At 68.2% G+C, this 25641-nt stretch carries 23 protein-coding genes, 2 tRNA genes and 1 riboswitch; of the genes, 10 read left to right on the forward strand and 15 right to left on the reverse strand.

All coding sequences use genetic code 11. The annotated features are described in order from the left end of the window. Positions 1–39 precede the first annotated feature (39 nt). Complete coding sequence (locus QCD75_RS02825) at positions 40–1425, reverse strand: FAD-binding oxidoreductase (RefSeq protein ID WP_301225524.1); 1386 nt, start codon at positions 1423–1425, stop codon at positions 40–42. 412 nt (positions 1426–1837) lie between these two features. Further along, a complete protein-coding gene (locus QCD75_RS02830) occupies positions 1838–3670 on the reverse strand; it encodes a phosphoenolpyruvate carboxykinase (GTP) (RefSeq protein WP_301225526.1) in 1833 nt (610 codons plus the stop codon). Between the two features lie 275 nt (positions 3671–3945). On the opposite strand from QCD75_RS02830, the gene QCD75_RS02835 reads away from it, so the two are divergent. Then, positions 3946–4019: transfer RNA gene (locus QCD75_RS02835), tRNA-Arg, on the forward strand. Between the two features lie 202 nt (positions 4020–4221). Here the strand turns inward: QCD75_RS02835 and QCD75_RS02840 are convergent. Then, positions 4222–4953: a FadR/GntR family transcriptional regulator gene (locus QCD75_RS02840; RefSeq protein WP_441005432.1), complete on the reverse strand. Its 732-nt coding sequence runs from the start codon at positions 4951–4953 to the stop codon at positions 4222–4224. 152 nt (positions 4954–5105) lie between these two features. Here QCD75_RS02840 and QCD75_RS02845 point away from each other — a divergent pair, with 152 nt between their 5' ends. The 4 genes from QCD75_RS02845 to QCD75_RS02860 all read left to right on the forward strand — a co-directional run bounded on the left by QCD75_RS02845 (position 5106) and on the right by QCD75_RS02860 (position 10188). Continuing rightward, entirely contained in the window at positions 5106–6563 is a 1458-nt protein-coding gene (locus tag QCD75_RS02845; protein ID WP_301225530.1) for a dihydrolipoyl dehydrogenase family protein, read from the forward strand. A gap of 216 nt (positions 6564–6779) precedes the next feature. After that, positions 6780–7487 (forward strand): ABC transporter ATP-binding protein, encoded by a 708-nt coding sequence (locus tag QCD75_RS02850; protein WP_301225532.1) that lies wholly within the window; start codon positions 6780–6782, stop codon positions 7485–7487. After that, positions 7484–9532 carry a YhgE/Pip domain-containing protein gene (locus QCD75_RS02855; protein ID WP_301225534.1) on the forward strand — a complete coding sequence of 683 codons (2049 nt, stop codon included), beginning with the start codon at positions 7484–7486 and terminating at the stop codon, positions 9530–9532. The genes QCD75_RS02850 and QCD75_RS02855 overlap by 4 nt, the downstream gene beginning before the upstream one ends. Positions 9533–9552: 20 nt before the next feature. Beyond that, positions 9553–10188, forward strand: a complete 636-nt coding sequence (locus QCD75_RS02860; protein ID WP_301225708.1) for a TetR/AcrR family transcriptional regulator — start codon at positions 9553–9555, stop codon at positions 10186–10188. A 594-nt stretch (positions 10189–10782) separates the two neighbouring features. Here QCD75_RS02860 and QCD75_RS02865 read toward each other — a convergent pair. The 5 genes from QCD75_RS02865 to QCD75_RS02885 form a co-directional block, all read right to left on the reverse strand. Further along, on the reverse strand, positions 10783–11874 hold the full coding sequence (locus QCD75_RS02865; protein WP_301225536.1) for an EamA family transporter: 1092 nt from the start codon (positions 11872–11874) through the stop codon (positions 10783–10785). Between the two features lie 79 nt (positions 11875–11953). Beyond that, entirely contained in the window at positions 11954–12535 is a 582-nt protein-coding gene (locus QCD75_RS02870; RefSeq protein ID WP_301225538.1) for a hypothetical protein, read from the reverse strand. A gap of 117 nt (positions 12536–12652) precedes the next feature. Beyond that, entirely contained in the window at positions 12653–13180 is a 528-nt protein-coding gene (locus tag QCD75_RS02875) for a SixA phosphatase family protein (protein WP_301225540.1), read from the reverse strand. Between the two features lie 54 nt (positions 13181–13234). Next, positions 13235–13438, reverse strand: a complete 204-nt coding sequence (locus tag QCD75_RS02880; protein WP_301225542.1) for a dodecin family protein — start codon at positions 13436–13438, stop codon at positions 13235–13237. Positions 13439–13619: 181 nt separating this feature from the next. Next, the gene (locus QCD75_RS02885) at positions 13620–14483 is read right to left on the reverse strand and encodes a winged helix-turn-helix domain-containing protein (protein ID WP_301225544.1); all 864 of its coding nucleotides are present in this window, start codon (positions 14481–14483) and stop codon (positions 13620–13622) included. A gap of 626 nt (positions 14484–15109) precedes the next feature. Between QCD75_RS02885 and QCD75_RS02890 the strand changes: the two genes are divergently transcribed. The 3 genes from QCD75_RS02890 to QCD75_RS02900 all read left to right on the forward strand — a co-directional run bounded on the left by QCD75_RS02890 (position 15110) and on the right by QCD75_RS02900 (position 18581). Then, entirely contained in the window at positions 15110–15850 is a 741-nt protein-coding gene (locus QCD75_RS02890; protein ID WP_301225546.1) for a response regulator transcription factor, read from the forward strand. A gap of 3 nt (positions 15851–15853) precedes the next feature. After that, positions 15854–17536 carry a sensor histidine kinase gene (locus QCD75_RS02895; RefSeq protein WP_301225548.1) on the forward strand — a complete coding sequence of 561 codons (1683 nt, stop codon included), beginning with the start codon at positions 15854–15856 and terminating at the stop codon, positions 17534–17536. A 103-nt stretch (positions 17537–17639) separates the two neighbouring features. After that, a riboswitch (cyclic di-AMP (ydaO/yuaA leader) is annotated at positions 17640–17797 on the forward strand. A 1-nt stretch (position 17798) separates the two neighbouring features. After that, complete coding sequence (locus QCD75_RS02900; protein ID WP_301225550.1) at positions 17799–18581, forward strand: hypothetical protein; 783 nt, start codon at positions 17799–17801, stop codon at positions 18579–18581. 33 nt (positions 18582–18614) lie between these two features. On the opposite strand, the gene QCD75_RS02905 is transcribed toward QCD75_RS02900, so the two are convergent. The 3 genes from QCD75_RS02905 to QCD75_RS02915 form a co-directional block, all read right to left on the reverse strand. Further along, positions 18615–18992 carry a glyoxalase superfamily protein gene (locus tag QCD75_RS02905; protein WP_301225552.1) on the reverse strand — a complete coding sequence of 126 codons (378 nt, stop codon included), beginning with the start codon at positions 18990–18992 and terminating at the stop codon, positions 18615–18617. Between the two features lie 95 nt (positions 18993–19087). Beyond that, positions 19088–19723 carry a uracil phosphoribosyltransferase gene (gene upp / locus QCD75_RS02910; RefSeq protein ID WP_024366205.1) on the reverse strand — a complete coding sequence of 212 codons (636 nt, stop codon included), beginning with the start codon at positions 19721–19723 and terminating at the stop codon, positions 19088–19090. A gap of 12 nt (positions 19724–19735) precedes the next feature. Further along, a complete protein-coding gene (locus QCD75_RS02915; protein ID WP_301225555.1) occupies positions 19736–20590 on the reverse strand; it encodes a phosphatase PAP2 family protein in 855 nt (284 codons plus the stop codon). 71 nt (positions 20591–20661) lie between these two features. Here QCD75_RS02915 and QCD75_RS02920 point away from each other — a divergent pair, with 71 nt between their 5' ends. Continuing rightward, entirely contained in the window at positions 20662–21162 is a 501-nt protein-coding gene (locus QCD75_RS02920; protein ID WP_301225557.1) for a nucleoside deaminase, read from the forward strand. A gap of 56 nt (positions 21163–21218) precedes the next feature. On the opposite strand, the gene QCD75_RS02925 is transcribed toward QCD75_RS02920, so the two are convergent. Genes QCD75_RS02925 through QCD75_RS02940 form a run of 4 tightly spaced genes read right to left on the reverse strand, consistent with a single transcriptional unit; the run spans position 21219 to position 25286 of the window. Next, positions 21219–22475, reverse strand: a complete 1257-nt coding sequence (locus QCD75_RS02925; RefSeq protein WP_301225559.1) for a DNA glycosylase AlkZ-like family protein — start codon at positions 22473–22475, stop codon at positions 21219–21221. A gap of 4 nt (positions 22476–22479) precedes the next feature. Further along, positions 22480–23772, reverse strand: coding sequence for a glycosyltransferase (locus QCD75_RS02930; protein ID WP_301225561.1), 1293 nt, complete (start codon positions 23770–23772; stop codon positions 22480–22482). Positions 23773–23779: 7 nt separating this feature from the next. Further along, positions 23780–24178, reverse strand: coding sequence for a 6-pyruvoyl trahydropterin synthase family protein (locus QCD75_RS02935; RefSeq protein ID WP_301225563.1), 399 nt, complete (start codon positions 24176–24178; stop codon positions 23780–23782). A 4-nt stretch (positions 24179–24182) separates the two neighbouring features. Next, positions 24183–25286 carry a dehydrogenase gene (locus tag QCD75_RS02940; protein ID WP_301225565.1) on the reverse strand — a complete coding sequence of 368 codons (1104 nt, stop codon included), beginning with the start codon at positions 25284–25286 and terminating at the stop codon, positions 24183–24185. A 183-nt stretch (positions 25287–25469) separates the two neighbouring features. Here QCD75_RS02940 and QCD75_RS02945 point away from each other — a divergent pair. Further along, a tRNA-Ser gene (locus QCD75_RS02945) sits at positions 25470–25554 on the forward strand. Positions 25555–25641: the final 87 nt, after the last annotated feature.

Here is a 25641-nt window from a genome sequence, read left to right on the forward strand (position 1 = left end):
GTCGTGACGTGTGTCGCGGGAACGACCCCGCAAGGAGGGTCAGGCCGCGGACGGCACTCCGGTGATCGCGTGGCCGAAGCGCAGGAGGTTGCCCGGGTCGTAGCTGGACTTTGCGGCCCTCATCCGCTCGTAGACGGCGGGCGACCAGGCCCTCGCCCGGTCAGTTTCATCGCCGGGCTCGCCGTGGAAATTGACCAGCGTGTATCCCGTGGAGCGCGGAGCCATCTCAGTCAGGACCCCGCGGATCGAGGCGGCGACAGCCTTGGCCAACGGTGGCATCTTGAACCCGAGGAGGAACAGCAGGAACGCCGCGTCACGCCCGGACACCGCGTCCGGCAGTGCCCCTGCACGGGCCAGGGCCCCGCCGAGCGGGCGGATCTCGACCAGGAGCAGCGGACAGTCCGAGCCCTCACCGGTGAGCTTCAGCAGGTCCGCGGCGGCCTCCTCGCCGAGGTCTTTCAGGAGCGCCCCGCCGGCCGTGAACGGGAGCGGATCCGCCGGGTCCATGTGGATCTGGTCAACGTCGAGGTAGCTCATGGGCCCGGCCGTGTCCATCAACGGACTCGAGACCGCCCGCATCGGGGCAAGCAGTGCGTCGCCGTCCTCACGGGTACCCAGGAAGGCGAAGCGCAGGTGCACCACGAACTGGCCCCGCAGCGGCGCGGGGACGAAGTCCATCTCCGGAAGCCGGAGCAGGGAGATTGAGGGCGAGGCGTCGTCCGGCAGCGTGGGGAGCCACTCCCGGAATGCGGCCAGGATGTGGGCCGCATCCGCCCCGGGATAGATGATCCCGCCGCCGTAAAACTCACCCAGCGGAAAGAGGCTGAACTCGAGTTCGGTCACGATCCCGAAGTTGCCTTTGCCGCCCAGCATCAGCGCGAACAGCTCGGCTTCGGCCTCGGCGTCGATCCGGCGCAGCGCGCCGTCGGCGGTCACGACCTCCATGCTGCGGACATGGTCCGCCGCAAATCCATGGGCGCGACCCAGCACGGGCAGGCCGCCGCCGAGGGTGTAGCCAACCACGCCGACGTCGGTGCTGGAACCGTGCAGTCCGACCAGCCCGAGCGGCACACTTGCTTCGAGGACACTGCGCCACTTCACCCCGGCGCCGACTCGTGCGCTGCGTTCGACCGGATCGATCTGCAGTTCCTGCAGACGGCGCGTGTTGATTAGCAGGCCGCCCTCCACCACCGAGTCAGCGCCGTGCCCGGTGGACTGGACCGCCACCGGGAGCCTGCGTTCTGCCGCCCATTTCACCCCGGCTGCGACGTCCTGTGCGTTCTCGGCCCCCAGGACAACGTCGGGCCGGTGGACTGTGGCGGCGTTGAAGGCGCGCGTCTCGGCCTCGAACTCGGGGCTGTCCGGCAACGCGACCGGGCCGCTGACAGCCGTGTACAAGGCCTGGATGTCGTCGGTGACAAGCATGGTGGGCTCCTGTGTGCCCGCATGCTGCGAGCAGGTCGGGGGCACGGCGGCGCCCGCGTGGAATGATCCCAGCACCCTCTCCGGTCGGCGGACGGCCCGGCTGATGAATGCGTTGAGCCTAGAGTCCCCTCCGGCCGCAGTCCAGGGACCTAAGTCCCGGGGCCGTTTCCCCTGGAAAAATCCTGGACAGAACCACGACGGGGAAAGCACTTGGCTGCCCGCCCGGTGGGCAGATCAGGGCGGATGCGGGCCCACCAACCGCCCTGATCTGCCCGCGCGGCGCCCCGTGCCTGCCCGCGGGGCGCCCTGTTCTTGCCGTGCGGCGCCCCGCACGGGTTGGCGTGATCCAACGACGGCGGCCCCGCACCTTGGGAAAGGTGCGGGGCCGCCGTCGTTGTTAAGGCTGAGGACGCTAGTGGTCCGCCATGCGTTCCTTCAGGCCTTCGAGCTCGGAGCGCAGGGCCGCCGGGAGCGAATCGCCGAACTTGGCGTACCACTCCTCGATCGAAGCGAGCTCGGTATCCCACTCCTCGCGGTCCACGCGGACGGCGTCTTCCACGTGGGCGTGCGTCAGGTCCAGGCCGGTGAGGTCCAACGAATGGCCGGCCGGCACGAAGCCGATGGGTGTCTCGACGGCGTCCGCCTTGCCTTCGATGCGCTCGATCGCCCACTTGAGGACGCGAGCGTTGTCGCCGAAACCGGGCCAGGCGAAGTCGCCGTCGGCCGTGCGCCGGAACCAGTTGACCAGGAAGATGTGGGGCAGGCGTTCCGGATTGGCCTTGCCGGAGACGCTGATCCAGTGGTTCAGGTAGTCGCCCGCGTCGTAGCCAATGAACGGCAGCATGGCCATCGGGTCGCGCCGCAGCACGCCGACCTGGCCGGCAGCAGCCGCCGTTGTCTCGGAGGAGAGGGTGGAACCCATGAAGATGCCGTTGGTCCAGCTGCGGGCCTGGGTGACCAGGGGGACGGTGGTCTTCCGGCGGCCGCCGAAGAGGATCGCGGAGAGCTCCACGCCGTCGGGGCTGTAGTACTCCTCGGCCAGCATGTCGACCTGCGAGATCGGGGTGCAGAAACGGGAGTTCGGGTGGGCTGCGGGCTTGTCCGAAGCGGGCGTCCAGGAATTGCCCTGCCAGTCGGTCAGGTGCGCCGGAACCTCGTCTGTCATGCCCTCCCACCAGACGCCGCCGTCGTCCGTGAGGGCCACATTGGTGAAGATGCTGTGGCCCTTGGCAATGGCGCGCATGGCGTTGGGGTTGGTGCCCCAGCCGGTACCGGGGGCGACGCCGAACAGGCCGGCCTCCGGGTTGGTGGCGCGCAGTTCGCCTTCCTTGCCGATCCGCATCCAGGTGATGTCGTCACCGAGGGTTTCGACTTCCCAGCCCTCAATGGCCGGATCCAGCAGCGCGAGGTTGGTCTTGCCGCAGGCAGACGGGAAGGCGGCGGAGATGTAGTAGTTCTTCTTCTCCGGGGAGGTCAGCTTGAGGATGAGCATGTGCTCCGCGAGCCAGCCCTCGTCCCGGGCCATCACCGAGGCGATGCGCAGGGCGTAGCACTTCTTGCCCAGCAGGGCGTTGCCGCCGTAGCCGGAGCCGAAGGACCAGATGGAGCGCTCCTCGGGGAAGTGCACGATCCACTTGTCCGGGTTACAGGGCCAGACGACGTCGGCCTGGCCGGGGGCCAGCGGCGCGCCCAGGGAATGCAGCGCCGGAACGAAGAATGCATTCGTGGCGGTGATCTTGTCCAGGACCTCGGTGCCGATGGTGGCCATGATGCGCATGGAGGCGACAACGTAGGCGCTGTCGGTGATCTCCACGCCGAACTTGGGATCCTCGGCGTCAAGGTGGCCCATAACGAACGGGATGACGTACATGGTGCGGCCGCGCATGCAGCCGGTGAAGAGGCCGCGCAGCTTCTCCTTCATCTCCGCCGGAGCCATCCAGTTATTGGTGAAGCCTGCATCGCGTTCGTTCTCGGAGCAGATGAAGGTCTGCTCTTCGACGCGGGCCACATCGGCGGGGTCAGAGAATGCCGCGAAGGACTTGGGGAACAGCTTCTCGTTCAGGCGGGTCAGTGTGCCCGCGGCAACGAGCTCGTCCGTGAGCCGGGTGTTCTCTTCCTCGGAGCCGTCAACCCAGTGGATCCGGTCCGGCTGGGTCAGACCAGCTACCTCTTCGACCCATGCCAGCAGGCCGGCATGTGTGGTGGGTGCTTTTTCAAGCAACGGCAGTCGCGCCAGATCTCCCATTACGGTTCCCTTCCTCGGGTTCAGTCGTGTGTCCTAAATGTAGGGCTAGATCACCCCTCAAAATTGAGGCAAGATGTGGGATGTCCGGGGGCGCAGAAATCAAAAACCCCGGAAATTCAAGGAATCAACGGTACGACAAGGCCTCATTTTGTGACTAAGGTCACGTAGACCGGTCTAGTCGGCCAGATTACACCTGTTTCGATTTGTAACTATGGCCCCACCTCGCGTAAAGTAATTCGAGGTTCGGGGAGCGAGAAGTTCCAGGAACCGAAGATGCGCCCATAGCTCAGCTGGATAGAGCGTCTGTCTACGGAACAGAAGGTCAGGGGTTCGAATCCCTTTGGGCGCACAGAGAAAAGATCCGCACCGGTCCGCCGTGCGGATCTTTTTGTTTAACTCCCGGTCTTTGTTTTGCCTCGGCGCCGGTCCTTAGTTCAACGCCCGACGGCGGCGCCCGTGCTTGACGCCCGACGGCGGCACCCGCGCTTGACGCCTGACACCGGGACCGGCTTCCCGGTTCTACGCCCGACGCCGGGACCGGAAGCATGCGGCTACGGCGAGATGGCCTGGCTGATCCGGAGACGGATGCCGTCGAAGTGGGCGTTGAGCCGCCGGGCCGCGAGAACCCTGTCGCCGGTCGAGACGGCATCGTAGATCCCCCGGTGCATGGCCGCCGCCGCCAGGAGGTCGACCCCTCCCGCTCCGCCCAGCTCGACGTAGAGCCTCCGGTAAACCTGCCAGAAAACGTCCAGCAAACTGAGAAGCAGCTCGTTGTTGAGCGGTTCGAACAGCCGGCGGTGGAACTGGGCGTCCGCTTCGACGAAGGTTTCCCCCGCACCGGCCAGGGCCTCCATCCGGAGGACGGCTTCCTCGACCGCCATCAGGTGCTCCGGGGTCATCAGGTCCATGGCCCCCGCAATCAGCCCGGCCTCCAGCGACTGGCGGACATCCACGAGCTGCAGGGCCTCCTGCCCGTGGTGCCGCAGGGACAACCGGCCACGGAACGTGAGTCCATCGGTGAGGGCATCGAAATTGATGGGCGCCACGAACATGCCGAAGCCATGACGGATTTCAATCACACCCAGGGCCTGGAGCACCTTCAGGGATTCCCGCAGGGTGTTACGGCCAACGCCGAGCACGGCCGACAGCTCATGCTCGGTCGGCAGTGGATCCCCGGCCTCCAGCTCCCGCTCGAGGATCAGGTCCATGATGTCCGCCTGAAGCGCCCGCAGCCTTGCCTGCGCACTGAACCTCGCGTGTGGCAAGGCCCCGCCCGCACCCACGCTGTCTGCACCCACCCCGCCCGCACCAACGCTGCCTGCCGTCATCGCCCTGCCCTCCCCCAACTATGTTCCCCAGAGTAGCTGTGGTCCCACGTCCTGCAAAGGGTTCCCCGCGAGGCTGACCGGCGCGGCTCCGGGCGTAGGATCTTGCCATGACGGCACAGCTTGAACGGGAATTCGATGTCATCGTGATCGGCGCGGGCGCCGTGGGCGAAAATGTGGCGGACCGCGCGGTGCGCGGCGGGCTGACCGCAGTACTGATCGAGGCCGAACTGGTGGGCGGCGAGTGCTCCTACTGGGCCTGCATGCCCTCCAAGGCGCTGCTGCGCCCGGGCACCGCCCTCCACGGCGCACAGGCCGTGCCCGGCGCCGCAGAAGCCGTCACCCGGACCCTGGACGCTGCGGCGGTGCTTAAACGCCGCGACTACTTCACCTCGAACTGGCAGGACGACGGCCAGGCGAAGTGGGTCGCGGACACCGGGATAGATCTGATCCGCGGCCACGGCTGGATCACTGGCATCCGGAAAGTCGAGGTCGCGGGACTGGACGGCAACAGTTACGCGCTCTCGGCGCGGCACGCCGTTGTGGTGGCCACTGGATCCTCTCCAACGGCACCGCCCATCGACGGACTGGCCGACGTGGAGTACTGGACCACGAGGGAGGCGACCTCCGCGCGGGAGATCCCGGACCGGCTGGCGGTCCTGGGCGGCGGGGTGGCCGGCACCGAACTCGCCCAGGCCTTCGCCCGGCTGGGCGCCACGGTGACCCTGGTGGCGCGCCGCGGCCTGCTGGGCGCCTTCCCGGAGGAGGCGGCGAAGCTGGTCACCGCTGGGCTGCGTGCGGACGGCGTCGGTCTCCATCTCCACACCGGAACCACCAGCGTCCGCGAGAACGACGACGGCTCCCTCAGCCTCGAGTTGGAGGGCGGCACCACGGTGACGGCGGACAAACTCCTGGTCACCACCGGCCGGCATCCCGCGCTCGAAGGGATCGGGCTGGAGTCCGTCGGCCTCGCCCCGGAGGAGGGGAAGGAACTGCGGCTCAGCACCGACTCCACGGGCCTGGTTGCGGGCGGTACCGGGAACGACGTCGACCCGTGGCTGTACGCCGCCGGCGACGCCGCCGGGAATGTCATGCTGACCCACCAGGGCAAGTACGAGGCCCGCGCCACGGGCGATGCCATTGCCGCCCGGGCCAAGGGCGCGCTCAGCGGCCCGGCCGCCCCCTGGAGCCGCTACGCCCGGACCGCCAACGACCACGCCGTTCCCAACGTCGTGTTCACCGACCCGGAACTGGCCAACGTGGGCCGGACTGTGCGGCAGGCGGAACAGGACGGGCTCAGGGCGTCCTCCGTGGAACTGCCCATCCAGGTGGCCGGATCCTCACTGCACGCTGAACGGTACGAGGGCTGGGCCCAGCTCGTGGTCGACGAGGACCGGCAGGTGCTGCTGGGCGCCACTTTCGCCGGCCCCGATGTGGCCGAACTGCTGCACGCGGCCACCATCGCGATCGTCGGCGAAGTGCCGCTGGACCGGCTGTGGCACGCCGTGCCGTCCTATCCCACGATCAGCGAGGTCTGGCTCCGGCTGCTCGAGGAGTACGGCCTCTGAGCGGCCGAGGTGACATTTCGCGCCCATGTTTTTCACGAACATCGGCGCCAAGTCTCACCTCGGCGGGGAGTTCGCGCGGCGTGAGGGGCCACGCGGGCGGGAGGGGCCCGCGGCGCGGACAGAACTGGCGGCCCGTCATTCCGTAGCCGCTCTATTTGAACTGACCGGTCAGTTCAGTTAGCCTTGTCGTAGACATTCATCTGCGAAAGGCCCCCCTTGCTCCGCGTGCAACAGCTCTCCGTGAACGGCAGACGGGACGAGTTGCTGCCGGCCACCTCCCTGCACGTCCGGCGCGGCGAACTCCTGCTGGCCTGCGACAAACGCCAGACCCAGCGCACCGCCCTGGCCCTGGCCCTCAGCGGGCGCCTCAAGCCCTCCGCCGGCCACTTCGAATGGGACGGCGAAGAATGGGACGGAAGCGCCCGGATCAAGAGCCTGCGGCAGGCGAGCGCCGTGGTGGACTCCCCCGGGGTGAACGAGCCCGAGCAGCACCTCAGCGTCCGCGACCTCGTCACCGAGGACCTGGCTCTGATCCCCCGCCGCTACCGGGGTTCCCTGCTCAGCAAGCCCTGGCTCAAGGTCAACCGCTTCGAGGACATCGCCGGGCTGTGGACCGAGCAACTTCCGGCCGCCCGGCGGCTCGAACTGCTCACGGCTCTTGCCCTGACCAACCCGCACACGGACCTGCTCGTGGTGGACTCCCCGGACCGCCATGGCGATCCGGACGACTGGCTGCCGAGGCTTGAGGAACTGGCTTACGACGCCGGGCGTCCGCTCGCCGTCGTCGCCACCGTGATGAGCATCCCGGCCGGCTGGACCGGACCCACCGCAACGATCGGCAACGCGGCGTCCCCGGCCCCCGGCAAGCCTGCCCCCGAACGACTTCACGCGTCCAACACACTCGAAACTGAGGCAATGAAGTGACTGTGCTGCGGCTGGCCCGCTCCGAACTCAAGCGCATGACTGGCGGTCTGCTGCCCAAGCTCACCATCCTGGCGCTGACCATGGTGCCGCTGCTCTATGGCGCCGTGTACCTTTACGCCAACTGGGACCCCTACGGCAAGCTGAACCAGATCGACGCGGCACTCGTCGTCGAGGACACCGGCGCCACCTCCGCCGACGGCACCCGGCTCGAGGCCGGCCGGAAAGTCGCTGAGAGCCTCACGGATGGCCATGTCTTCAACTGGCAGACGGTCGCCGGGACCGAGGAAGCGGACCAGGGCGTGAGCACGGGCAAATACGCCTTCGCCCTGAAGATCCCCAAGGATTTCTCGGCGAACCTCGCCTCCCCCGGCAGCTTCGACGCCGCCAACCAGGCCATGCTCAACGTCACCACCAATGACGCGAACAATTACCTGCTGAGCACCATCGTCGACAAACTCACCACCGCCGTGCACACCACGGTGGCCACGGAGGTCGGCGAGGAAACCGCCAACCAGCTCCTCACCGGGTTCGGGACCATCCACTCCCAGATGCTCAAAGCTTCGGACGGCGCCGGCAAACTCGCCGACGGCGTCGCCAGCCTTCACGACGGGACGGCCACCCTCCACCAGGGCACGGGCGATCTCAGGAACGGCTCCGCCGAGCTCTATAACGGCCAGCTCAAGCTCCGGGACGGCGCCAACTCCCTGAACACCGGGGCAGCCCAGCTCAGCGGCGGACTGACCCAGCTCAAGGACAAAACCGCCACACTGCCTGCCGATACCCGGGCACTCGCGGACGGCGCCGCGCAGGTGGCAGCCGGGAACGCCGCCCTCAATTCCAAGGTGCAGGGCCTCGCCGGACAGCTGGCCGCCTCCGAACAGGCAGCCGCCCAGGCTCAGCGCAGCCGGGTCGTCGCCGCCAACAGCCGGCTCGTCGCTGCCGGTACCCTCACCCCGGCCCAGGCGGAGGCAATCCTGGCCGACTTCGACGCCCACCCTGCCGCGCCGGCATCCACCGGCCCGGCCGCCTCCCTCACGAGCGCGGCAGCGCAGATCCGGCAGCTGGCGGACGGCTCCGCCGCCGTCAGCTCGGGGGCGGCCAAGCTGGCCGGAGCCACCCCTGCCCTCGCCGGTGCCATCAGCCAGGCGTCCACCGGGGCGGACCAGCTGGCCGGCGGGGCCGCCACCCTCGCCGCCGGGCAGCAGAGTGCCCTCGACGGCGCCGCGAAACTCTCCGAGGGCGCGCAGAAACTCGACGACGGTGCGGCCCGGCTGGAAAGCGGTGCGGCATCGGCCTCCGACGGCGCCGGAACCCTAGCAACTGATCTCGCCAAGGGCGCCGGCCAGGTCCCCAACCCCGACGACACCCAGAAGGACAGCCTCGCCAAGGTGATGGCGGACCCGGTGGCCGTCAGCAACATCTCACAGGCCAAGGCAGGCTCCTACGGCGCAGGCCTGGCACCGTTCTTCCTCACCCTGGCCCTTTGGATCGGCGTCTTTATGCTGATCCAGGCGATGCGGCCCGTTACCCAACGGGCGCTGGCGTCGAACGCCCCTGCGTGGAAGATCGCCGTCGGCGGCTGGCTTCCGTTCCTGGCCGTCTCGGCCGTCCAGGCGAGCCTGCTCACCCTGGTGGTCGACGTGGGGCTGGGGCTCAATCCCGCCCATCCCTGGCTGATGTGGTTCCTCATGCTGGCCGCCGCCATGGCGTTCAGTGCGATCATCCAGGGCGTCGTCGCCTTGCTGGGATCCCCCGGCAAGCTCGTGGTGCTGATCCTGCTGGTCCTGCAGCTGGTGTCTTCGGGGGGCACCTTCCCGTGGCAGACAACGCCCCAGCCCCTCCACGTGGTGCACCAGCTCCTGCCGATGGGGTACGTGGTCAACGGCATGCGGCACCTGATCTACGGCGCGGACCTTGCCGTCATCCTGCCCACGATGCTGGGGCTGCTTGGCTACACTGTGCTGGGAACGGCCATGTCCACTCTGGCCGTCCGGAAGCACAAATACTGGACCCTGAAGACCCTGAAACCGGAGATCACCGTATGACCAGCCGCACGGACAGCAGCATGGCGTCTCCCGGCGACGCGGAGACGCCGGCCGGGGCAGCGAAGCGGCTCCGGCCGGCCCGCACCAACGCGACCAAACAGAAACTGTTCGAGGCCTCGATGGAACTGATCGGCGAGCGCGGGGTGGCCGGGGTGACGGTCGATGAGATCGCGGCGGCCGCCGGGGTGTCCAAGGGCACGGTCTATTACAACTTCGGCAGCAAGTCGGACCTGATCGCCCAACTGCTGCGCCACGGGGTGGACATCCTGCTGGCACGGCTGCTGAGCGTCCGGGACGACTCGGCCGACCCGCTCGCGGCAATGAACGAAATGATCGGCCAGGCCATGGATTTCATGGACGAGTACCCCTCCTTTGCCCGGCTCTGGGTCAGCGAGAACTGGCGGACTCCCAGCGAGTGGCAGGACACCTTCACGGAGCTCCGCGGCCTCCTGCTCGCCGTGGTCGGCGCGGCGATCGACGCGGTGGCCGCTGTCTACCCGGTTGATCCGGCCGTGTCGCGGGGCAGCCTCGAGACAGCCATTTTCGGGGCGTGCTTCGTAGTGGGCCTGGACCGGCAGACCTACAATCCGGAGCGGACCCGGGAGCAAAGTGTCACGGCGATTATGGCCTCCATGCGCGGCTACGTCGTGAAGTAGCCCCCGCTCGGGGATGATTATTCACATGGGCCACATGGGTAACAGCGGCAGGATTGCCATCGGAGCGTTCCTTGCCGCGCTGGCGCTGTTGGCGCTGACCGTCATCACCCTGCACGAAACAGTGTTCCTGTGGTTCCTGGCCGCCGCCGCGGCAGCCTACGTGGCGTGCGTCTCAGAGGTGGTCATCCGCCGGCGGCACCGCACCCTAGCCGCCAGCGGGATCGGGAGTATCCTGTTCATCGCCTTCAGCATCGCGTTCCTGCGGCAGTGGGGCCTGGCTTTCAACGCTGATCCGGACGCATTGTCGGCCCCGGTGGACGCCGAACATCCGGACCTGTATTTCTACCTCGCCGCAGCATGCGGCGCCGCCACGCTGCTGTTGCTGGTTGCCGGCACAGTCCTGCCGGGCCGGGGCAGGCGTCCGCGCGCCGGCCGCGCACTGCAGCGACGGCCGGCGGCCGGACGGCGCCCGGCACCCCGGGCGGCGGCCACCCGCCGCGCGCCGTCACGGACCGCCGCTCCGCGCCCGGTACCGAGGACCACTACCGGCAGGCCGGCAACGGCCCAGCCGGCCAGATCCCAGCCGGCGCAGTCTCAGTCGGCGCGCGGTTCCGCCCCGCGGGCGGGTTCCCCCAGGCTCAAACGGCCGGCGTCCTCCGGCGGGGCTCCGTCCGCTGCCAAATCCGCAGCGAAGTCCCCGGCACGTCCCGACGCTCGTACCTCCACCCGCCGCTGAGCCTGCGGCCGCGGTAGCGCCTGCTGAATACCCGGCCGCCGGGCAACCGGCTGCGGGTCCCTCCGCGGGTCCGGCCGCCGACGATTCCAAGGGCGCAGCACGGCCGTCGCCACCCCGGCGAGCAGCAGGAGTCCGCCGGCCACCTCGGCGGGGGTGGGCACCTCACCGAGGACGAGCCACGCCGCAGACATCCCCACCACAGGTACCAGCAGGGTAACTGGCACCACGGCCGAGGACGGGTACATCCCGAGCAGCCGGTTCCAGATCCCGTAGCCCACCAGGGAACCGAAAACGGCCGTATAGAGGGCGCTCAGCAGGGTAACGGGCTGGATGTCCAGCAGTTCCTGCGCCACCGCAGAAGGCCCGTCGACCAGCAGCGACAGTCCCAGCAGGGGCAGCGGAACCACCGCCCCGGACCACACCACCAGTCCCAGCCCGGACGCAGCCTTCGCCTTGCGGGCGACGATGTTGCCGGCGGCCCAGGACAGCGCCGCGGCGAGCACGATCATGAGCGGTAGCACCGGGGCGACCAGGCTGCGGCCGACCGCCACCACAGCGAGACCGGCCACGCCCAGCACAACTCCCGCGAGCTGCCGCCGGCTCGGCCGCTCGCCGAGCAAGCCCGCCGCCAGGAGCACCGTCAGCAGCACCTGCGCCTGCAGCACCAGCGACGCCAGGCCTGCGGGCATGCCAAGGGCCATGGCCAGATACAGGAGGCCGAACTGCCCGGCGCTCATCAGCAGCCCGACGCCGATGATCGCCTTCCAGCCCACGTCCGGCTTCCGGATGAAGAAGATGCAGGGAACCACCACGAGGGTAAACCGCATCGCCACGAACAACAGCGGCGGCATCTCCGCCCCGCCCGGGTGCAGGCCAAGGTCGATCGCGACGAAGTTGACGCCCCAGAGCACAGCGACGAGCAAGGCCAGGGCGGAGTGGCGGGGGGTCACCCTGCCACTATGCCAGTTCCGGACGTTCTCGGGCAGCCGGATACGTCCTGCGTGCCGGAGATTGGTGGAGTGCTAATGATCAGAGGTTGCGGGGATTGTCAGTGCGGGGCTCGTCTCCGCGGACCGGCTCCTGGGGAACTCGGTTGTTGGGAACCTCTTTGTTGGGAACCTGGCTGTTGGGACCCTGGCTGTTGGGACCCCGGCCGCTCTCCGGGCTTGGTGCCTGGTCCGCGGGGGCGGCGTTCCGGGCGCTGCGGTTCCGGCGCAGCTCTTCATGGCCTGCCGCTTCGCCGGGCGCCTGCTCCCCGTCGGTAGCCTTACGTTCGGTGGTGACGACGTCGGGGTCCAGTTCGTCCGCCTTCCGCAGCTGGTCCTGCGCCCCGGCACGAACATGCTCCGCTTCCCGCTGGCGATCGCGGGCTTCCTCCCGCAGGCGCTCGGCCTCGACTTCTGCCTGCTTCGCATCGGCCTCAGCCCGGGCAGCCTGCGCCTCGCGCTCCCTGGCACCAATCTCCTCGGTCCGGGCCTGTTCTCGCATTTCAACGGCCTTGTTGCGGTCCGCTTCGACCTTGCGCCTGCGGTTGAGCATGATTACCACGACGACAATTGCGAGCACGACAACGACGCCGATAATGATCCCTAAAAGCTGTCCTGAATCCACGATGATTCCGCCTTTTCTCCCGATCGCCAGTAGTCCACGAGTAGACAGCATCAGTAAACCGCAGAATCGCCTGCATGACTATGCATCCGGGACTGAGGCAGCCCGCAGCGCCGGGCGCTACTTGGCCCGGGGAACCTTGAAATGCGTGAGCCTGGCGTCCTGGCCGTCCAGTTCGGCCCAGGACTTCTCCGTCTCCATGACAGTCAGCGCGCTGGTGGGGTACCGCGTGGCGGCGTCCATGTAGGCATCATGGTTGGAATCGCGGGAGGCGAGGTGCATGGCGAGGTCCTGCACGCCGGGCATGTGCGAGATCACCATGAGGGTGGTCACGGTATCCGGGACGTGGTTGATGACCGTCAGCATCCGCGCCGCCGAGGCGGCGTAGAGCCCGTCCTCAAGTTTCGGCGTCGGAGCTTTGTCGCCGAGTTCGCTGCAGACCCACGTGCAGGTCTGCCGAGTGCGCAGCGAGCTGGAGCAAAGGATGAAATCGGGGACCACGCCATGCTTCAACAGCCATTTTCCGGCCTGCGGGGCATCGCGGTGGCCGCGCTCTTCAAGCGGGCGGTCGTGATCCGCGACCCCACCCGGCCAGTCCGACTTGGCATGCCGCATAAGCACCAGCCGTTTGATGTGATGCGCGCTCATGGACCAATCCTAGTGCGGCGGCTGATCCCGGGCGCGCATCCCACCAGCGTTTGCTCAGTCGTCAAGGACGAAGGTCACTTCCAGAACGACGTGCCAGGCCACGACGACGCCGTCGCTGATTTCAACCTTCTGTTCCTTCACCCACGCCCCGGTGACATTGCGCAGGGTTTTGTTGGCCCGGTCGACCCCCTCCTTGATGGCGGCATCGAACGAGGTCTTGGAGTTCGCGCTCAGGGTAGTAATCCGTGCAACAGACATTTCTTCCTCCCAATAGTCGGCTCAACGGTCCGAGACTACGCCGCACCCCCGAAGCGCAACAGGGCCCAACAGCGCGAAGGCCAAACCCGTCATCAGGTACGAGCAAGAGCGACGGAGAACAGGGGGAAAAGCAAAAGCGCCCGCCCCGGTTCAGGGACGGACGCTTGGCGTGGGCTGGAACCTAGATGGAGTATTCCGGAGCCGCCCAGACAACAACTTCCGGGTGCTCGTAGAAGCGGTAGCCCTGGCCGCGGACCGTACGCACGGTGTTGGCGAGGCGGCCCAGCTTGGAGCGCAGACGGCGGATGTGGACGTCGATGGTGCGCTCGTTGGGCACCTCTTCGGCATTCCGCCACAGTCCCTCAAGCAGCTCGTCACGGCCGACGGTGCGGGTGCCGTTCTCGACGAGGTAGTTGAGGAGCTCGAACTCCTTGAACGTAAGGTTCAGGGATTCGCCGTCGAGCGCCACCTCGCGGCGGGCAAGGTCAATCAGCACGCCGGCCGGACGGGGGTCCTGCGGCTGCTGCAGGCGGGCAGTCTCGGAACGCTGGCGTGCGCCGACCGTGGGGTCACCAAAGGTGGAACGGACGACGTCGAGCGCGGAGCCCGGCGCGCTGGCCGGGGCGACGGCGACTGCGGCGTAGCTCTCGGCGCCGGAAACCAGGGACTGGGCGTAGGCCCTGATTTCCTGGGCCAGCTTGGCAATGGAAGTGCCGGCGGCCGCCGCGGTTTCCTCGTCGATACCCATGTAGAGCACGAAGCCACGGGCAACGTTGTCGCTCGGGACGGGACGGACAGGGCTGCCGTTGCCCGGCGCAATCACGGGAGTCGGGGCCGTGGCCGGCGTGGGCGGAACAGCGCGGAGCTGTCCGTAGGAGTTCGGGTTGTAGCCCTGCGGCGCATAGCCCGGGGCGGGGAAGCTGTTGCCGGATCCGGCGGGGGCGAAGGAGGCGCGGCTGCCGAAACCCTGACGGATACCGGAGGCCTGGCCGGCCTTGCTGGCGTTACGGACGGAGATGTGGACGTATCCGGATGCAACTGACATGGATTGCTTACCTCAATGTGAATGGCCGTCATCGCGGCTCGAATGCTACTTTTCCCCGCAATGAAAACTGGGGAGGGGCGCCCGACGCTGGGCTGGGGGCGAATGCCTAGAAACCTTTGGGGTGTAAAAGTTAGGCGTACATTCGACAACAGCGCTTCTCGGTATCAGCGGGTGGGCTGATCCAAAAAACTGCGGCTGCAGGTGCTGTTGAGTTCTTGTTCACAATTGAAGTGTGCAACGTAACAATGAAAACTTGCAAGTAACAATGGACTCTGAAGTCCACGATGTGAGACGAACCGGGGAATTGTAGCGCAGATCACAATTCTGACGCGGCATCAGAACAACCACAGTTCCGACCGCCCGAGGCAGTCTTGGGGCCCTTAATCGAAGAATGTTCGCCCATGCCCATCATGTTCCTGAAATTATTCACTGTAACGGGAATCAACAAAACCGTTCGCCTACTTACCTTTAGATGTCCAGCGTTCCACAGAGTGGTCACCCGATCTTCGGGAAAACATGCCCTCACCACCGACTTTAAAGGATGCCCAGCTCGCTAGGCTGGGATTCACAGGTGCCGCACAGGATCCCCAAAGCCGCGCCTAACCGTCAGATCGGAGAGTTGTCCCATGGCCACCTCGCACTCCATGACCAACAATCTCCCCCAGCTCACCCACCCGGATGGCTCCCCCATCCGCGCCCTGGTCGTGGACGACGAACCCAGCCTCTCCGAGCTGATGAGCATGGGCCTGCGAATGGCGGGCTGGTCCGTCACCGTCGCCGCCGACGGCCCCGAAGCAGTGAAGCTTGCCAAGGAATTCCGCCCCGACGTGCTGGTGCTCGACGTGATGCTTCCCGGGTTCGACGGCGTTGAGCTGCTGGGCAGGATCCGCGCCTTCGCTCCGGAGGTGCCAGCCCTCTTCCTGACAGCCAAGGACGCCGTCCAGGACCGGATCACCGGGCTGGCCGCGGGCGGCGACGACTACGTGACCAAACCGTTCAGCATGGAGGAAGTGCTGCTGCGGCTGCACCGGCTGGTCCAGCGCTCCGGCGTGGCCGCCATGGACACCGCCGAACTCGTCGTCGGCGATCTCGTCCTGAACGTCGACACGCGGGAAGTGCGGCGCGCGGGCGAGGAACTCCACCTCACGGCGACCCAGTTCGAGCTGCTGCGCTACCTCATGGAGAACCCGAAACGGGTTGTCAGCAAAGCCCAGATCCTGGACCGGGTCTGGGACTACGACTTTGGCGGCCAGGCCAACATCGTGGAACTCTACATCTCCTACCTGCGCAAGAAGGTCGACGCCAACTACCCGCCCATGATCCACACGGTGCGCGGTGCCGGCTATGTCCTGAAACCGGCGGACTGATCCGTGGCTGAACGCCCCGCCAGGACCCGCCCCTCCGGGCTCCATTGGCGCAACCCGTCCACCTGGCACCTGCGCACCCGGCTGGTCCTCGTTACCATGGCCCTGCTCGTGGCGATCTGCGGTGCTGTCGGCGTCGTCAGCTATGCCTCGATGGACTCATTCCTGAGCAAGCAGCTCGACAACCAACTGGTGCAGGCCGCGGCCCGTGCCCGCGAATTTGGCCGCACCGGCGGCCGCGCCGATCCCCTTGACGCGCGGGGCCAGGGAATCGGCACCCTGAACGCGAGGATCGTGGACGATTCGGTCCGCAGCGCCGGTTTCCTCGCCGAGGACGCCACCCGCAAGTCCCTTACCACCGCCGACGACGAGATTCTCCTTAAACTCACCCCCCGGAACGGGTCCGTGGACAGGACCCTGTCCGCCGGAGCCTACCGGCTTGTCGCCGCCGAGACCCCCGACGGCGGAATGATCGTAACCGGGCTGCCGCTCGCCGAGAAGCAGAACACCCTTGCCTCCCTGGTCTGGACCATGATGCTCGTCTCCGCCGGCGGACTCGTTGTGATCGGTCTTGCCGGGACGGCACTGATCCGCCGGACCATGAAGCCACTCGACCAGCTCTCGGAGGTGGCTACACAGGTCTCCCGCCTGCCGCTCGACGCCGGGGAAGTGGGACTTGCCGTGCGGGTGCCGGACGCCGCAGCCCATCCGGGAACTGAGGTCGGCAGCGTGGGCCATGCCCTGAACCTGATGCTGGACAACGTCTCCAATGCGCTGGAAGCCCGGCAGAAGAGTGAGATGAAGGTCCGGCAGTTCGTGGCAGATGCCTCGCATGAGCTGCGCACCCCCCTGACTGCCATCCGCGGATACACCGAGCTGATGCGGATGACCGAACACTTCACGCCCGACGGGCAGAGGTCCCTCGCCCGCGTGCAGAGCCAGTCCGAACGGATGACCACCCTGGTGGAGGACCTGCTCCTGCTCGCCCGGCTGGACGAGGGCCAGCCCCTCAAGCTCAGCGAGGTGGACCTCACCCAACTGGCCATCGAGACGGTGAGCGACGAAAAAGTCATCGCCCCGGACCGGATCTGGCACCTGGAGCTCCCGGAAGAGCCAGTGGTGGTCCGCGGCGACGCGACCCAGCTCCACCAGGTGCTGGCCAACCTGCTCTCCAACGCGCGAAAGCACACCGGACCAGGCACCATGGTGGTGACCGGGGTGAGACGCGCGCCGGACGGGAGCGCCGTGATGACCGTAACGGACAACGGCCCAGGGATCGCCCCCGGGTTCGTGGACCGCGTCTTTGCGCGCTTCACGCGCGCCGACTCCTCCCGGAAGAATCCGGTGGCCAATACGACGCCGGCACCCGGGCAGACGCACCTTCACAGCCTTCCGGTTCACCCGCCCCGGACGCTTCCGGGCTCCCGGGCCGCCGATGCCGCCGCTGCCTCCATCACCAGCGCGTCCGCCGAAGGAACCAGCGGGCTGGGCCTGTCCATCGTGCAGTCAATTGTTGAGGCCCATGGCGGGACTGTCAGCGTCACATCGGTCCCTGGACGGACGGAGTTCACCGTGCGGTTGCCGGACGCTCCGCCTGCGGCTGAAGCCACGGGTGAGGCTAAAGCCGCGGTTGCGAAGAAAGACAGCCGGCCGCTGAAGGCGGCGCAAGACGCCACACCGTTGCCGTGATTCCTGTTACCAAAATGTGACTTAGCCACCCAAATCCTGTACGGTCTTTAGGTGCGGCCATCACTTGGGCCGCACATCCGGATGCACGCCAAACTCTGCCGCCTCCCGGATTCCGCTGGACCAGGCAGAGGCGGGGGACCCAGAGTTCCCGGGCATTTTGCATCTTTGCGCCCTTGGGGTGAAGCCGACACGTGAAATTCCGTGCGGCCGGATGACCTCATCCGAACCCGACAGCTAACTCCGCAGGCGTTGAGAGGCACTCATGACTGAATTCCAGGCACAATCACGCCCTGACGACGCTGAACAGACGACCCGCTCCAATCTGTCGCGCCACCGCGCTGAACCCGCCAAGCCCGCTTCAGCCCTGGCCCGGTTTGGCAACGGCCTCGGCGCAACCGGGCGCCGCGCGGCCGTCGTTGCCGCCGCGTGTGCGGTGATCGTGGGGGTCGGCGCGGCCGGCCACGCGTCCGAGACAGCCGCCCGCAATGCCAGTGCGGGCAGTTCCACAGAGGCAGCCGCCACGGCGGATCCGCTGACGCACCTCGATTTTGAACGCGTCCGGGTCGCTAACCAGGCCGTGATCCCCGCCGGTGTCGTCGCGGCCCAGTCAGCCGAGGTGAAGCCCGCCGAAGCACCCGCCCCTGCCCCCGTTCCGGCGCCCGAGCCGGCCCCGGCTCCCGCCCCGGCCCCTGCTCCCGCCCCGGCCCCTGCTCCCGCTCCCGTTGCCGTTGCCGTCGATGACCCTGCCGGCGCGCAGGCTTATGCCGCGGGCCAACTGGGCTCCTACGGCTGGGCGCCGGGCGAGATGCAGTGCCTGATGAAGCTCTGGACCAAGGAATCGGACTGGGAGACGACTGCCACCAATCCGAGCAGCGGCGCCTACGGCGTGGTCCAGTCCCTGCCGGCCGAGAAAATGGCCAGCGCGGGCGCGGACTACCGGACCAACTACCGCACCCAGATCAACTGGGGCCTGAAGTACGTCAAGGATCGCTACGGCTCACCGTGCGGCGCCCTGAACTTCCATCTGGCCCACAACTGGTACTAGACAGCCGGCGCGGCCTTCCCGACGGACCCGCGCCTAGCCGCTGGACCGGTTGGGGAGGTACTGCACCGCCCACTTGTTGCCGTCCGGGTCGGCGAAATAGACGAAATGCCCCCAGTCCTGGACGTCGACGTCGCTGACATCCACGCCGTTGCCCTTGAGCTGCTTGCGGGCGGCCTGGATGTCGCTGACCACAAGCTGCAGGCTGGGGGCGGTGCCCGGCGGGGCATCATTGAGGCCCTCGCCAATGGCGATCGAGCAGCCGGAGCCCGGCGGGGTCAGCTGGACGAAACGGATACCGTCCATGGGCCGCTCGTCGTAGTCGGCATTGAAGCCCACCTGGTTGACGTAGAAGTCCTTGGCGCGGTCCACGTCGGATACCGGGACAAACACGAGTTCAAGTTTCCAGTCCATGCGGCTCAGGGTAGTCCGGGACTGCCGTTACCGGAAGCGGAAATCCCAAGGTTGCGGCACCCGCCGCACCGGCGGTGCCAGGCAGGGCGGCTGGTTTAGCCGGCCACGCCGTAGAGCCGGTCGCCGGCGTCGCCCAGGCCCGGAACGATGTAGGACTTTTCGTTGAGCTTCTCGTCAATCGAGGCGAGCACGATCGTCACGTTGGCGTCGGCCAGCTCTTCCTCCAGCTTGGCCAGGCCTTCCGGGGCGGCGAGCAGGCAGATGCAGGTGACGTCGGAGGCGCCCCGCTTGAAGAGGAACTTAATGGCTTCGCGCAGCGTGCCGCCGGTGGCGAGCATGGGATCCAGGACGAAGATCTGACGGTCGGTGAGGTCCTCGGGGAGCCGCTCGGCGTACGTGATGATGTCCAGGGTCTCTTCATCGCGGGCCATGCCCAGGAAGCCGACCTCGGCCGTCGGGACCAGCTTGGTCATGCCCTCGAGCATGCCGAGTCCGGCGCGCAGAATCGGGACCACCAGCGGGGTGGGTTTGGTGAAGGCGGTGCCAATGGTGGTGCTGACCGGAGTCTCAATGGTCACCGGTTCGGTGCGTACTTCGCGGGTGGCCTCATACGCCAGGAGCGTGACAAGTTCTTCGGTGAGCTGGCGGAAGACCGGGGACGGGGTGTTTTTGTCCCGCAGAACGGTGAGCTTATGGGCGACCAGCGGGTGGTCCACAACGAGAGTGCGCATGGGTCAAAACTATCACCCGGCGGCCGGGGGCCGGCCCGCGGGACCGCGGGCCCCGACGTCGTCCGTGTCACCGTCAGCGTCGCCGTCAGCGGCGCTGCCGGTGGAGCCGTCGCTCAGGTGGGCGGGGTGGTCGAAAGTCGGTGCGGGTCCGGCGTGTTCGCGGTGCAGCAGGACATGGAAGAGCCGGTGGGCCAGTATGACGATTCCGACCCAGGCCAGCCCCAGCACCCATCCGATGATCACATCGGTCATCCAGTGGTGGCCCAGGTACACGCGGCTCATGCCCATTGCGAAGATGAAGATCGCCCCTGCCGCGATCAGGCTGATCCGGGCCATGGTGCGTTTGATCTGCAGGCAGGCGAGGTACACCACGAGTCCGATCACCACCGTGGTGTTCAGCGTGTGGCCGCTGGGGAAGGAGGGCGAGTTTTCGTAGGGCGGCACGGCGTCGGCGTGGTCCGGGCGGGACCGGCCGATCAGTTTCTTGCCCACGGCCGTCGCGGTGATGGACACGGCGGCAGCACCCCCGACGAGGATCAGCGGCCGCCAGGTCCGGCCGGCCCAGATGAGCCAGGCCGTGAGGATGCTGCCCAGGATGGGCATCCCGATCCCGCCCCCGATGTTGGTGAACCCCGTCACGAACGCGTCAAGGCCGGGGCTGCGGAGCTGTTCCATCATCCCGAGGGTGGGCTTGTCCAGGTTGGCCAGGCCGGCGTCGTCCACGACGTTGTCGTAGACCTCTGCACTGACCAGCGCCAGGACCAGGACCATCGCGCCGCCGATGAGCATGGTGACCCACAGGGCCGCGTACGGCACCACCCATTTGCCCCAGCGCTGTGTCAGCCAGCTCTCTATCCCGGTGTTCACGGTATCTCCCGAATGTTGTTGCCGGCAGCCGTGCTGCACAGCGTGCTTAGTACCGAAACTATCATTGAGCCATGACTTCCCCTGAGCCGCGCCATGCCGAATGGATGGGCCTTGCCCTCACCGAGGCGCGTGCCGCGCTGGACACGGCCGACGTGCCGATCGGCGCCGTCGTCATCGGTCCCGACGGCACCGTGCTCGGCACCGGGCGCAACGAACGGGAGGCCCTTGGGGACCCGACGGCGCACGCGGAGATGGTGGCCATCCGCGCGGCGGCCGCGCGGCTGCAGGAACCGGGCGGGGGCGGGAGTGCCGGCGACGGCTGGCGCCTGGCGGACTGCACGCTCGTGGTGACGCTGGAGCCCTGCGCCATGTGCGCGGGGGCCGTGGTGCTGGCCCGGATCCCCCGCGTGGTCTTCGGCGCCTGGGACGAGAAGGCCGGGGCCGCGGGCTCCGTGTTCGATGTCCTCCGCGAACGCCGGCTCAACCACTGGGTGGAAGTGTACGGCGGGGTCAGGGAGCAGGAATGCGCGGCGTTGCTGCGCGACTTTTTTGCCGGGCACCGCGGCGCCTGAGCCCTCGCCAACGCGATTCCCTGTACCGTTCCCCGTGCCTGAGGCGGGCGGGAGCGCTAGCTGCCGGCTGCCGGGCCCGCTGCGGCTGCCGCCAGGCCGTCAATCCGTTGTTGCCGGGTGGCCGGTGAGTCGAGGCCGAAGGCGCGGAAGTCGCCCAGGTCCTCGCGGATCCATTCCTCGACTTCGGCGATCCGCCGGGTCACGGCGGGCGTGGCTGCGTGGAACACCCAGGGAACGATCCGCTCCCTGCCGGGATCGTACTGCCACAGCCCGATGATCCGGCCCCGGTCGAAGATGGGATGGTCCGGGAGGTCCGCCTGCAGTGCCAGCGAGCCCAGAGCTTTCGTGTGCCGGTCCTCCTCGGCCAGCATGTCGGCGGCGTTGCGACGCAGCAGCGCGAGCGAGTCGGTTCCGGCGAGCAGCTGGATCTGCTCGCCGGCCGGCTCCCGGAACGCGGCGAGCCGTTCGACGTCGTCGGGCAGCATCCAGAGCGTCTCCCCGGCGGCGGTGGGAACCTCCACGGCGCCGGCCGCGGCCAGCGATGCCTTGCTCTGGGCCACGGTGAAGGCGGTGAACCACTGCGACTGTTTGAAGGTGGCGCCTCCGGTCCAGCCAAGGTAGCGGCGGACCAGCTCGGTGCGGGCCTCGTCGTCGTCGAGCGGGCTCGGCGGCAGGTCCCACAGTTCGTAGGCGTAGCGCTGCTGGTCCAGCCGGCCGTTGGCCGGGACCCGGCGGATCCGGCCTTGGGACTGCAGGATGCCGAGGGCCGTGGGCAGAGTGGTGGTGGCGCCTTTTTTCTTGCCTTCCTCGCCGAGGTTCCGCACGGATTCGCCGAGTTCCTCCTTGAGCTGCCGCGGGTCCATCGGGACGGCGGCTTCGGCGAGTGTGTGCAGCACCTGCTCCTCGAGCAGGGTGATTTCGCCGCGGTCCACGCCGAGCCTGCCGACCACTTTGACGGCCGCCTCGGCGGCGTCCCGCCCGAGCCGCAGTGCCCAGGCGAAGTCGTCCCGGCCCAGGACGTAGGTGCAGCCCCGCGCGGTCGGGAGTTCGAGGATCCGGCGCGCATCGACGTCGGCGTCCACCTGGGTGCGGCGGATGCCGGCGCGGGCGAAGAGCGTGAGGTAGGGGTTGGCGCCGCCCACGGAGCGCGCCCAGCCCGCCCGGGCGAACACCTGTTCCGGGGTGCAGCCGGCCAGCGAGCCGTCCAGGCCCTGTTTGTGCCAGGCCCAGGCGCGGAGCCGCTCCCGGGTCAGGGTCCGGGCCGGCGGCGCGTTCGCCGTCAGGGGCTGCGTGGTCAGGGGCTCGGGTGTCATGGGGTCATTGTCCACCAGCCGGCGCGGCAGGGGAATCTTCCCCGGCAGGCTTTTCCGGCGCGGCATCCGGCTGCTGCGCAGCGGAAGAGTCCGGGTCCAGGGCTGCCAGCACGGTCCGGGCCGTGGCGTCCCAGCCCGGCAGACGCTCCCGGGCGTCAACCGCGGCGGCCCGCCAGCGGGTGCGGAGCCCGGGTTCGCTCAGCCAGCGCCGCAGCACCTCCGTGAGGGGTGCCGGGTCCGTGCCAAGGGCGACGGCGGTGCCCGGCAAGGCTGGGGCGCGTTCCGTCGCCGACGTTGGGGCGGGGTTCGCTGCAGGGCTTATCGCATGAGGCGAGCCGGGCGCCGGCGCGGGGGTGCCGGCTGTGAGTGCTTCGACGGCGCCGGTGCCGGCCCGGACGACCACGGGCACGCCCCGCGCTATCGACTCCGTGACCACGAGCCCGTATGTCTCGGCCTGCGAGATGAGCAGGCTGAGGTCGGCCGCGGCCCATTCCCTCTCCAGGGCGGGCCCCCGCAGTTCCCCCGGTATCCGGATGCGGTTCTGCAGCCCCAGCCGCTTTACCGTGTCCCGGAGGATCGCGGCGTAGTGGGGATCGGCGGTGTCGGAGCCCACCAGGGAGGCGGTCCACGGTATGTCCGGCAGGGCCGACAGTGCGGCGAGCAGCAGGGCCTGGTCCTTGTTCGGCAGCAGGGCGGCCACGGCCAGGAAATGCGGCGGCTCCGACCCGGTGGCCAGTGCGGCGCTGTCGGTACCGGGCAGGGCAACCCGGACGCCGTCCAGCCCGTGCCGGGCCCGGATGCCGGCTGCGGCCGAGCCGCTGGCGCAGATCACCCCGGCCGCCGCCTGCAGTGCCCGGCGTTCCTGCCCGGCCTCGTCATGCCCGGCGTCGTCCAGCGGCATGTGCAACAGGATCCAGGCAGCCCGGCCCGCGGCCGCGGCGGCTTCCAGTTCATCGGGTGCCCCGCACGCGAGGAGCCCGTCGACGAGGGTGACCGTGCGCCCCGCGCCGGCGACCTTGCCGCCGGCGTCGGTGCGGTCGCCGCCGGCATCGAGACCGGCGGGGCCGTCGCGTTCTACGCCGTCACACAGGAGGGCGGCCAGACGCTGCCGGTCCGCTGCGCTGCCCACCGGCCAGCCGCCGTCGAGCGGGCAGATCTCCACTTCAACTCCCAGCGCGGCAAGCTCCCGGGCGAGGGCCGCGTTGTAGACGTTGCCGCCCGAGTTGTGGCGCACGTTTCCGGGCACCACAAGGCGGACTCGGAGGCCGTCCTGCTGCACGCTGTTTCCGGTTGGCACCGAGGTCCTAGCTGGCCTCAAAGTCGAGCGAGTAGCTGGCCCAGGCGTCGGGGGTTTCGCGCAGGGTGACCTCCAGTCCGGCCAGCTCACGCCCGTCCGCGCCGGGACGGATCTGCGCTGCCACGGCGTCGGCGACGTACTGGGCCAGGGCCTCCGTGGTGCTGAGCCTGCCGGCAAAGTCCGGGTGCTCGTCCAGGTTCTTATAGTTCAGGCCTGCGAGGATTGCATCCAGCACCTCGCCGGCCTCGCCGATGTCCAGCACGATCGAGTCCTCGTTCAGGCTCCGGCGGCGAAAGGTCACCTCCGTGACGAAGGTGGCGCCGTGCATGCCCTGGGCGGGGCCGAAGGCGGGGCGCGGGAGGCTGTGGGCGATCATGAAGTTGCGGCGGACGGTCAGGCTGAACACGGATTTACCTCGTGGCTTCTGTGGGGGTTGATGCGGTGGCGGGGTCTTTACGGTCCGGTACTTTGCCGGCCGAGTCGTCACGGGCGGAGTCGTCGCCGGCGGGGTATTCGATGACGTGGCAGAGCGCGTCCAGTGCGCCGTCGGAGAGCCGCTGGACGACGTCGGGCAGCTCGGTGAGTGTGGACGATCCGGTGAGGAACGCGTCGAACCCGGGATCGCTCAGCAGCGAGACGGCGAGACGGAGCCGGTCGGCGTTGGTGCGGCGGTGGCGGCGCGCGCGGGCCACGACGCCGACCTGGCTGGCGCGGATGGACAGCCGGCGCGCGTGGAAATCCTCGCCGAGCGGCACGGTGACTTTGCGGTCGGCGTACCAGGACATTTCGATGACGTCGCCGTCGTCGCCCGCGAGCTGCAGTGCCCGTTCAAGGCCTGCCTCCGACGCGGAGCAGTGGATCACGATGTCGCAGTCCCCCAGGGCGTCGTCGGGGTGGCTGAACTCGACGCCGAGCGTTTCGGCGAACACCCGCTTGGCCGGGTCGACGTCGACCAGCTGCAGCCGTCCGAGCGGGAAGGTGGCCAGGAGCTTGGCCACCATGCCGCCGACGAGGCCGCCGCCGATTACGGCGACGCGGTCGCCGAGGCGGGGCCCGGCCTCCCATATCCCGTTGATCGCGGTCTCGACGGTGCCAGTCAGGACGGCGCGGCGGGCGGGGACATCATCCGGAACCACGGTGAGTGATTCCACCGCGACGACGTAGCGGTCCTGGTGCGGGTACAGGCAGAAGACCGTCTTCCCCAGCCAGTCGGCCGGGCCGTCCTCGACCACGCCGACGGAGAGGTAGCCGAATTTCACCGGGGACGGGAAGGAGCCCTCCTGGTTCGGGGCGGCCATCTCCTCCGCCACGCATTCGGGCACGCGGGCGTTGTGCACGACCAGTTCGGTGCCTTTGCTGATGCCCGAAAAAAGGGTGCGGACCAGCGCTTCGCCGGGGCCCGGGGCGGGCAGGTCCTCGCGCCGGAGCTCCCCTTTCTCGGGGCCGACGGTCCAGTAGGCGGTGGCCGTGGTGTGGTGTGCTATTGGGGGTGTCTGCTTCTTCGGGTTGCTCATCTTCCTTACGAATCTAGTCCCCTGCCGATTCGCGGGGAAGTACGGCCGGTCCGGGCGCGCCGCGGGTGGGCGGTGGTACGCCGTCTCGCGGGGAGCCGTCTGCCGGTTCAGGCGGCGGCAACTGCGGCGTGTTGTGGCCCCGTTTTGTGGATGAGCGCTTTGCTCCGGTAACCTATTCAGGTTGGTGACGTGTCCGAGCGGCCGAAGGTGCAACACTCGAAATGTTGTTTGGTGAAAGCCAACGTGGGTTCAAATCCCACCGTCACCGCGAATGAGAAAGGCCCTACTTCCCTTGTAAACAAAGGAAAGTAGGGCCTTTTGCTTAGTCTGAAAGGTACTCGTTGGCAAAGAATTG

The organism is Arthrobacter sp. PsM3 (assembly GCF_030433895.1).
GTDB lineage: Bacteria > Actinomycetota > Actinomycetes > Actinomycetales > Micrococcaceae > Arthrobacter.

What these genes read in the sequence shown, in the direction of transcription:
- QCD75_RS02825 (WP_301225524.1), bottom strand. Translation starts at nt 1,425, where the DNA reads ATGCTTGTCACCGACGACATCCAGGCCTTGTACACGGCTGTCAGCGGC.
- QCD75_RS02830 (WP_301225526.1), bottom strand. Translation starts at nt 3,670, where the DNA reads ATGGGAGATCTGGCGCGACTGCCGTTGCTTGAAAAAGCACCCACCACA.
- QCD75_RS02845 (WP_301225530.1), top strand. Translation starts at nt 5,106, where the DNA reads ATGACGGCACAGCTTGAACGGGAATTCGATGTCATCGTGATCGGCGCG.
- QCD75_RS02860 (WP_301225708.1), top strand. Translation starts at nt 9,553, where the DNA reads ATGGCGTCTCCCGGCGACGCGGAGACGCCGGCCGGGGCAGCGAAGCGG.
- QCD75_RS02875 (WP_301225540.1), bottom strand. Translation starts at nt 13,180, where the DNA reads ATGAGCGCGCATCACATCAAACGGCTGGTGCTTATGCGGCATGCCAAG.
- QCD75_RS02880 (WP_301225542.1), bottom strand. Translation starts at nt 13,438, where the DNA reads ATGTCTGTTGCACGGATTACTACCCTGAGCGCGAACTCCAAGACCTCG.
- QCD75_RS02885 (WP_301225544.1), bottom strand. Translation starts at nt 14,483, where the DNA reads ATGTCAGTTGCATCCGGATACGTCCACATCTCCGTCCGTAACGCCAGC.
- QCD75_RS02890 (WP_301225546.1), top strand. Translation starts at nt 15,110, where the DNA reads ATGGCCACCTCGCACTCCATGACCAACAATCTCCCCCAGCTCACCCAC.
- QCD75_RS02900 (WP_301225550.1), top strand. Translation starts at nt 17,799, where the DNA reads ATGACTGAATTCCAGGCACAATCACGCCCTGACGACGCTGAACAGACG.
- QCD75_RS02905 (WP_301225552.1), bottom strand. Translation starts at nt 18,992, where the DNA reads ATGGACTGGAAACTTGAACTCGTGTTTGTCCCGGTATCCGACGTGGAC.
- upp (WP_024366205.1), bottom strand. Translation starts at nt 19,723, where the DNA reads ATGCGCACTCTCGTTGTGGACCACCCGCTGGTCGCCCATAAGCTCACC.
- QCD75_RS02920 (WP_301225557.1), top strand. Translation starts at nt 20,662, where the DNA reads ATGACTTCCCCTGAGCCGCGCCATGCCGAATGGATGGGCCTTGCCCTC.
- QCD75_RS02925 (WP_301225559.1), bottom strand. Translation starts at nt 22,475, where the DNA reads ATGACACCCGAGCCCCTGACCACGCAGCCCCTGACGGCGAACGCGCCG.
- QCD75_RS02940 (WP_301225565.1), bottom strand. Translation starts at nt 25,286, where the DNA reads ATGAGCAACCCGAAGAAGCAGACACCCCCAATAGCACACCACACCACG.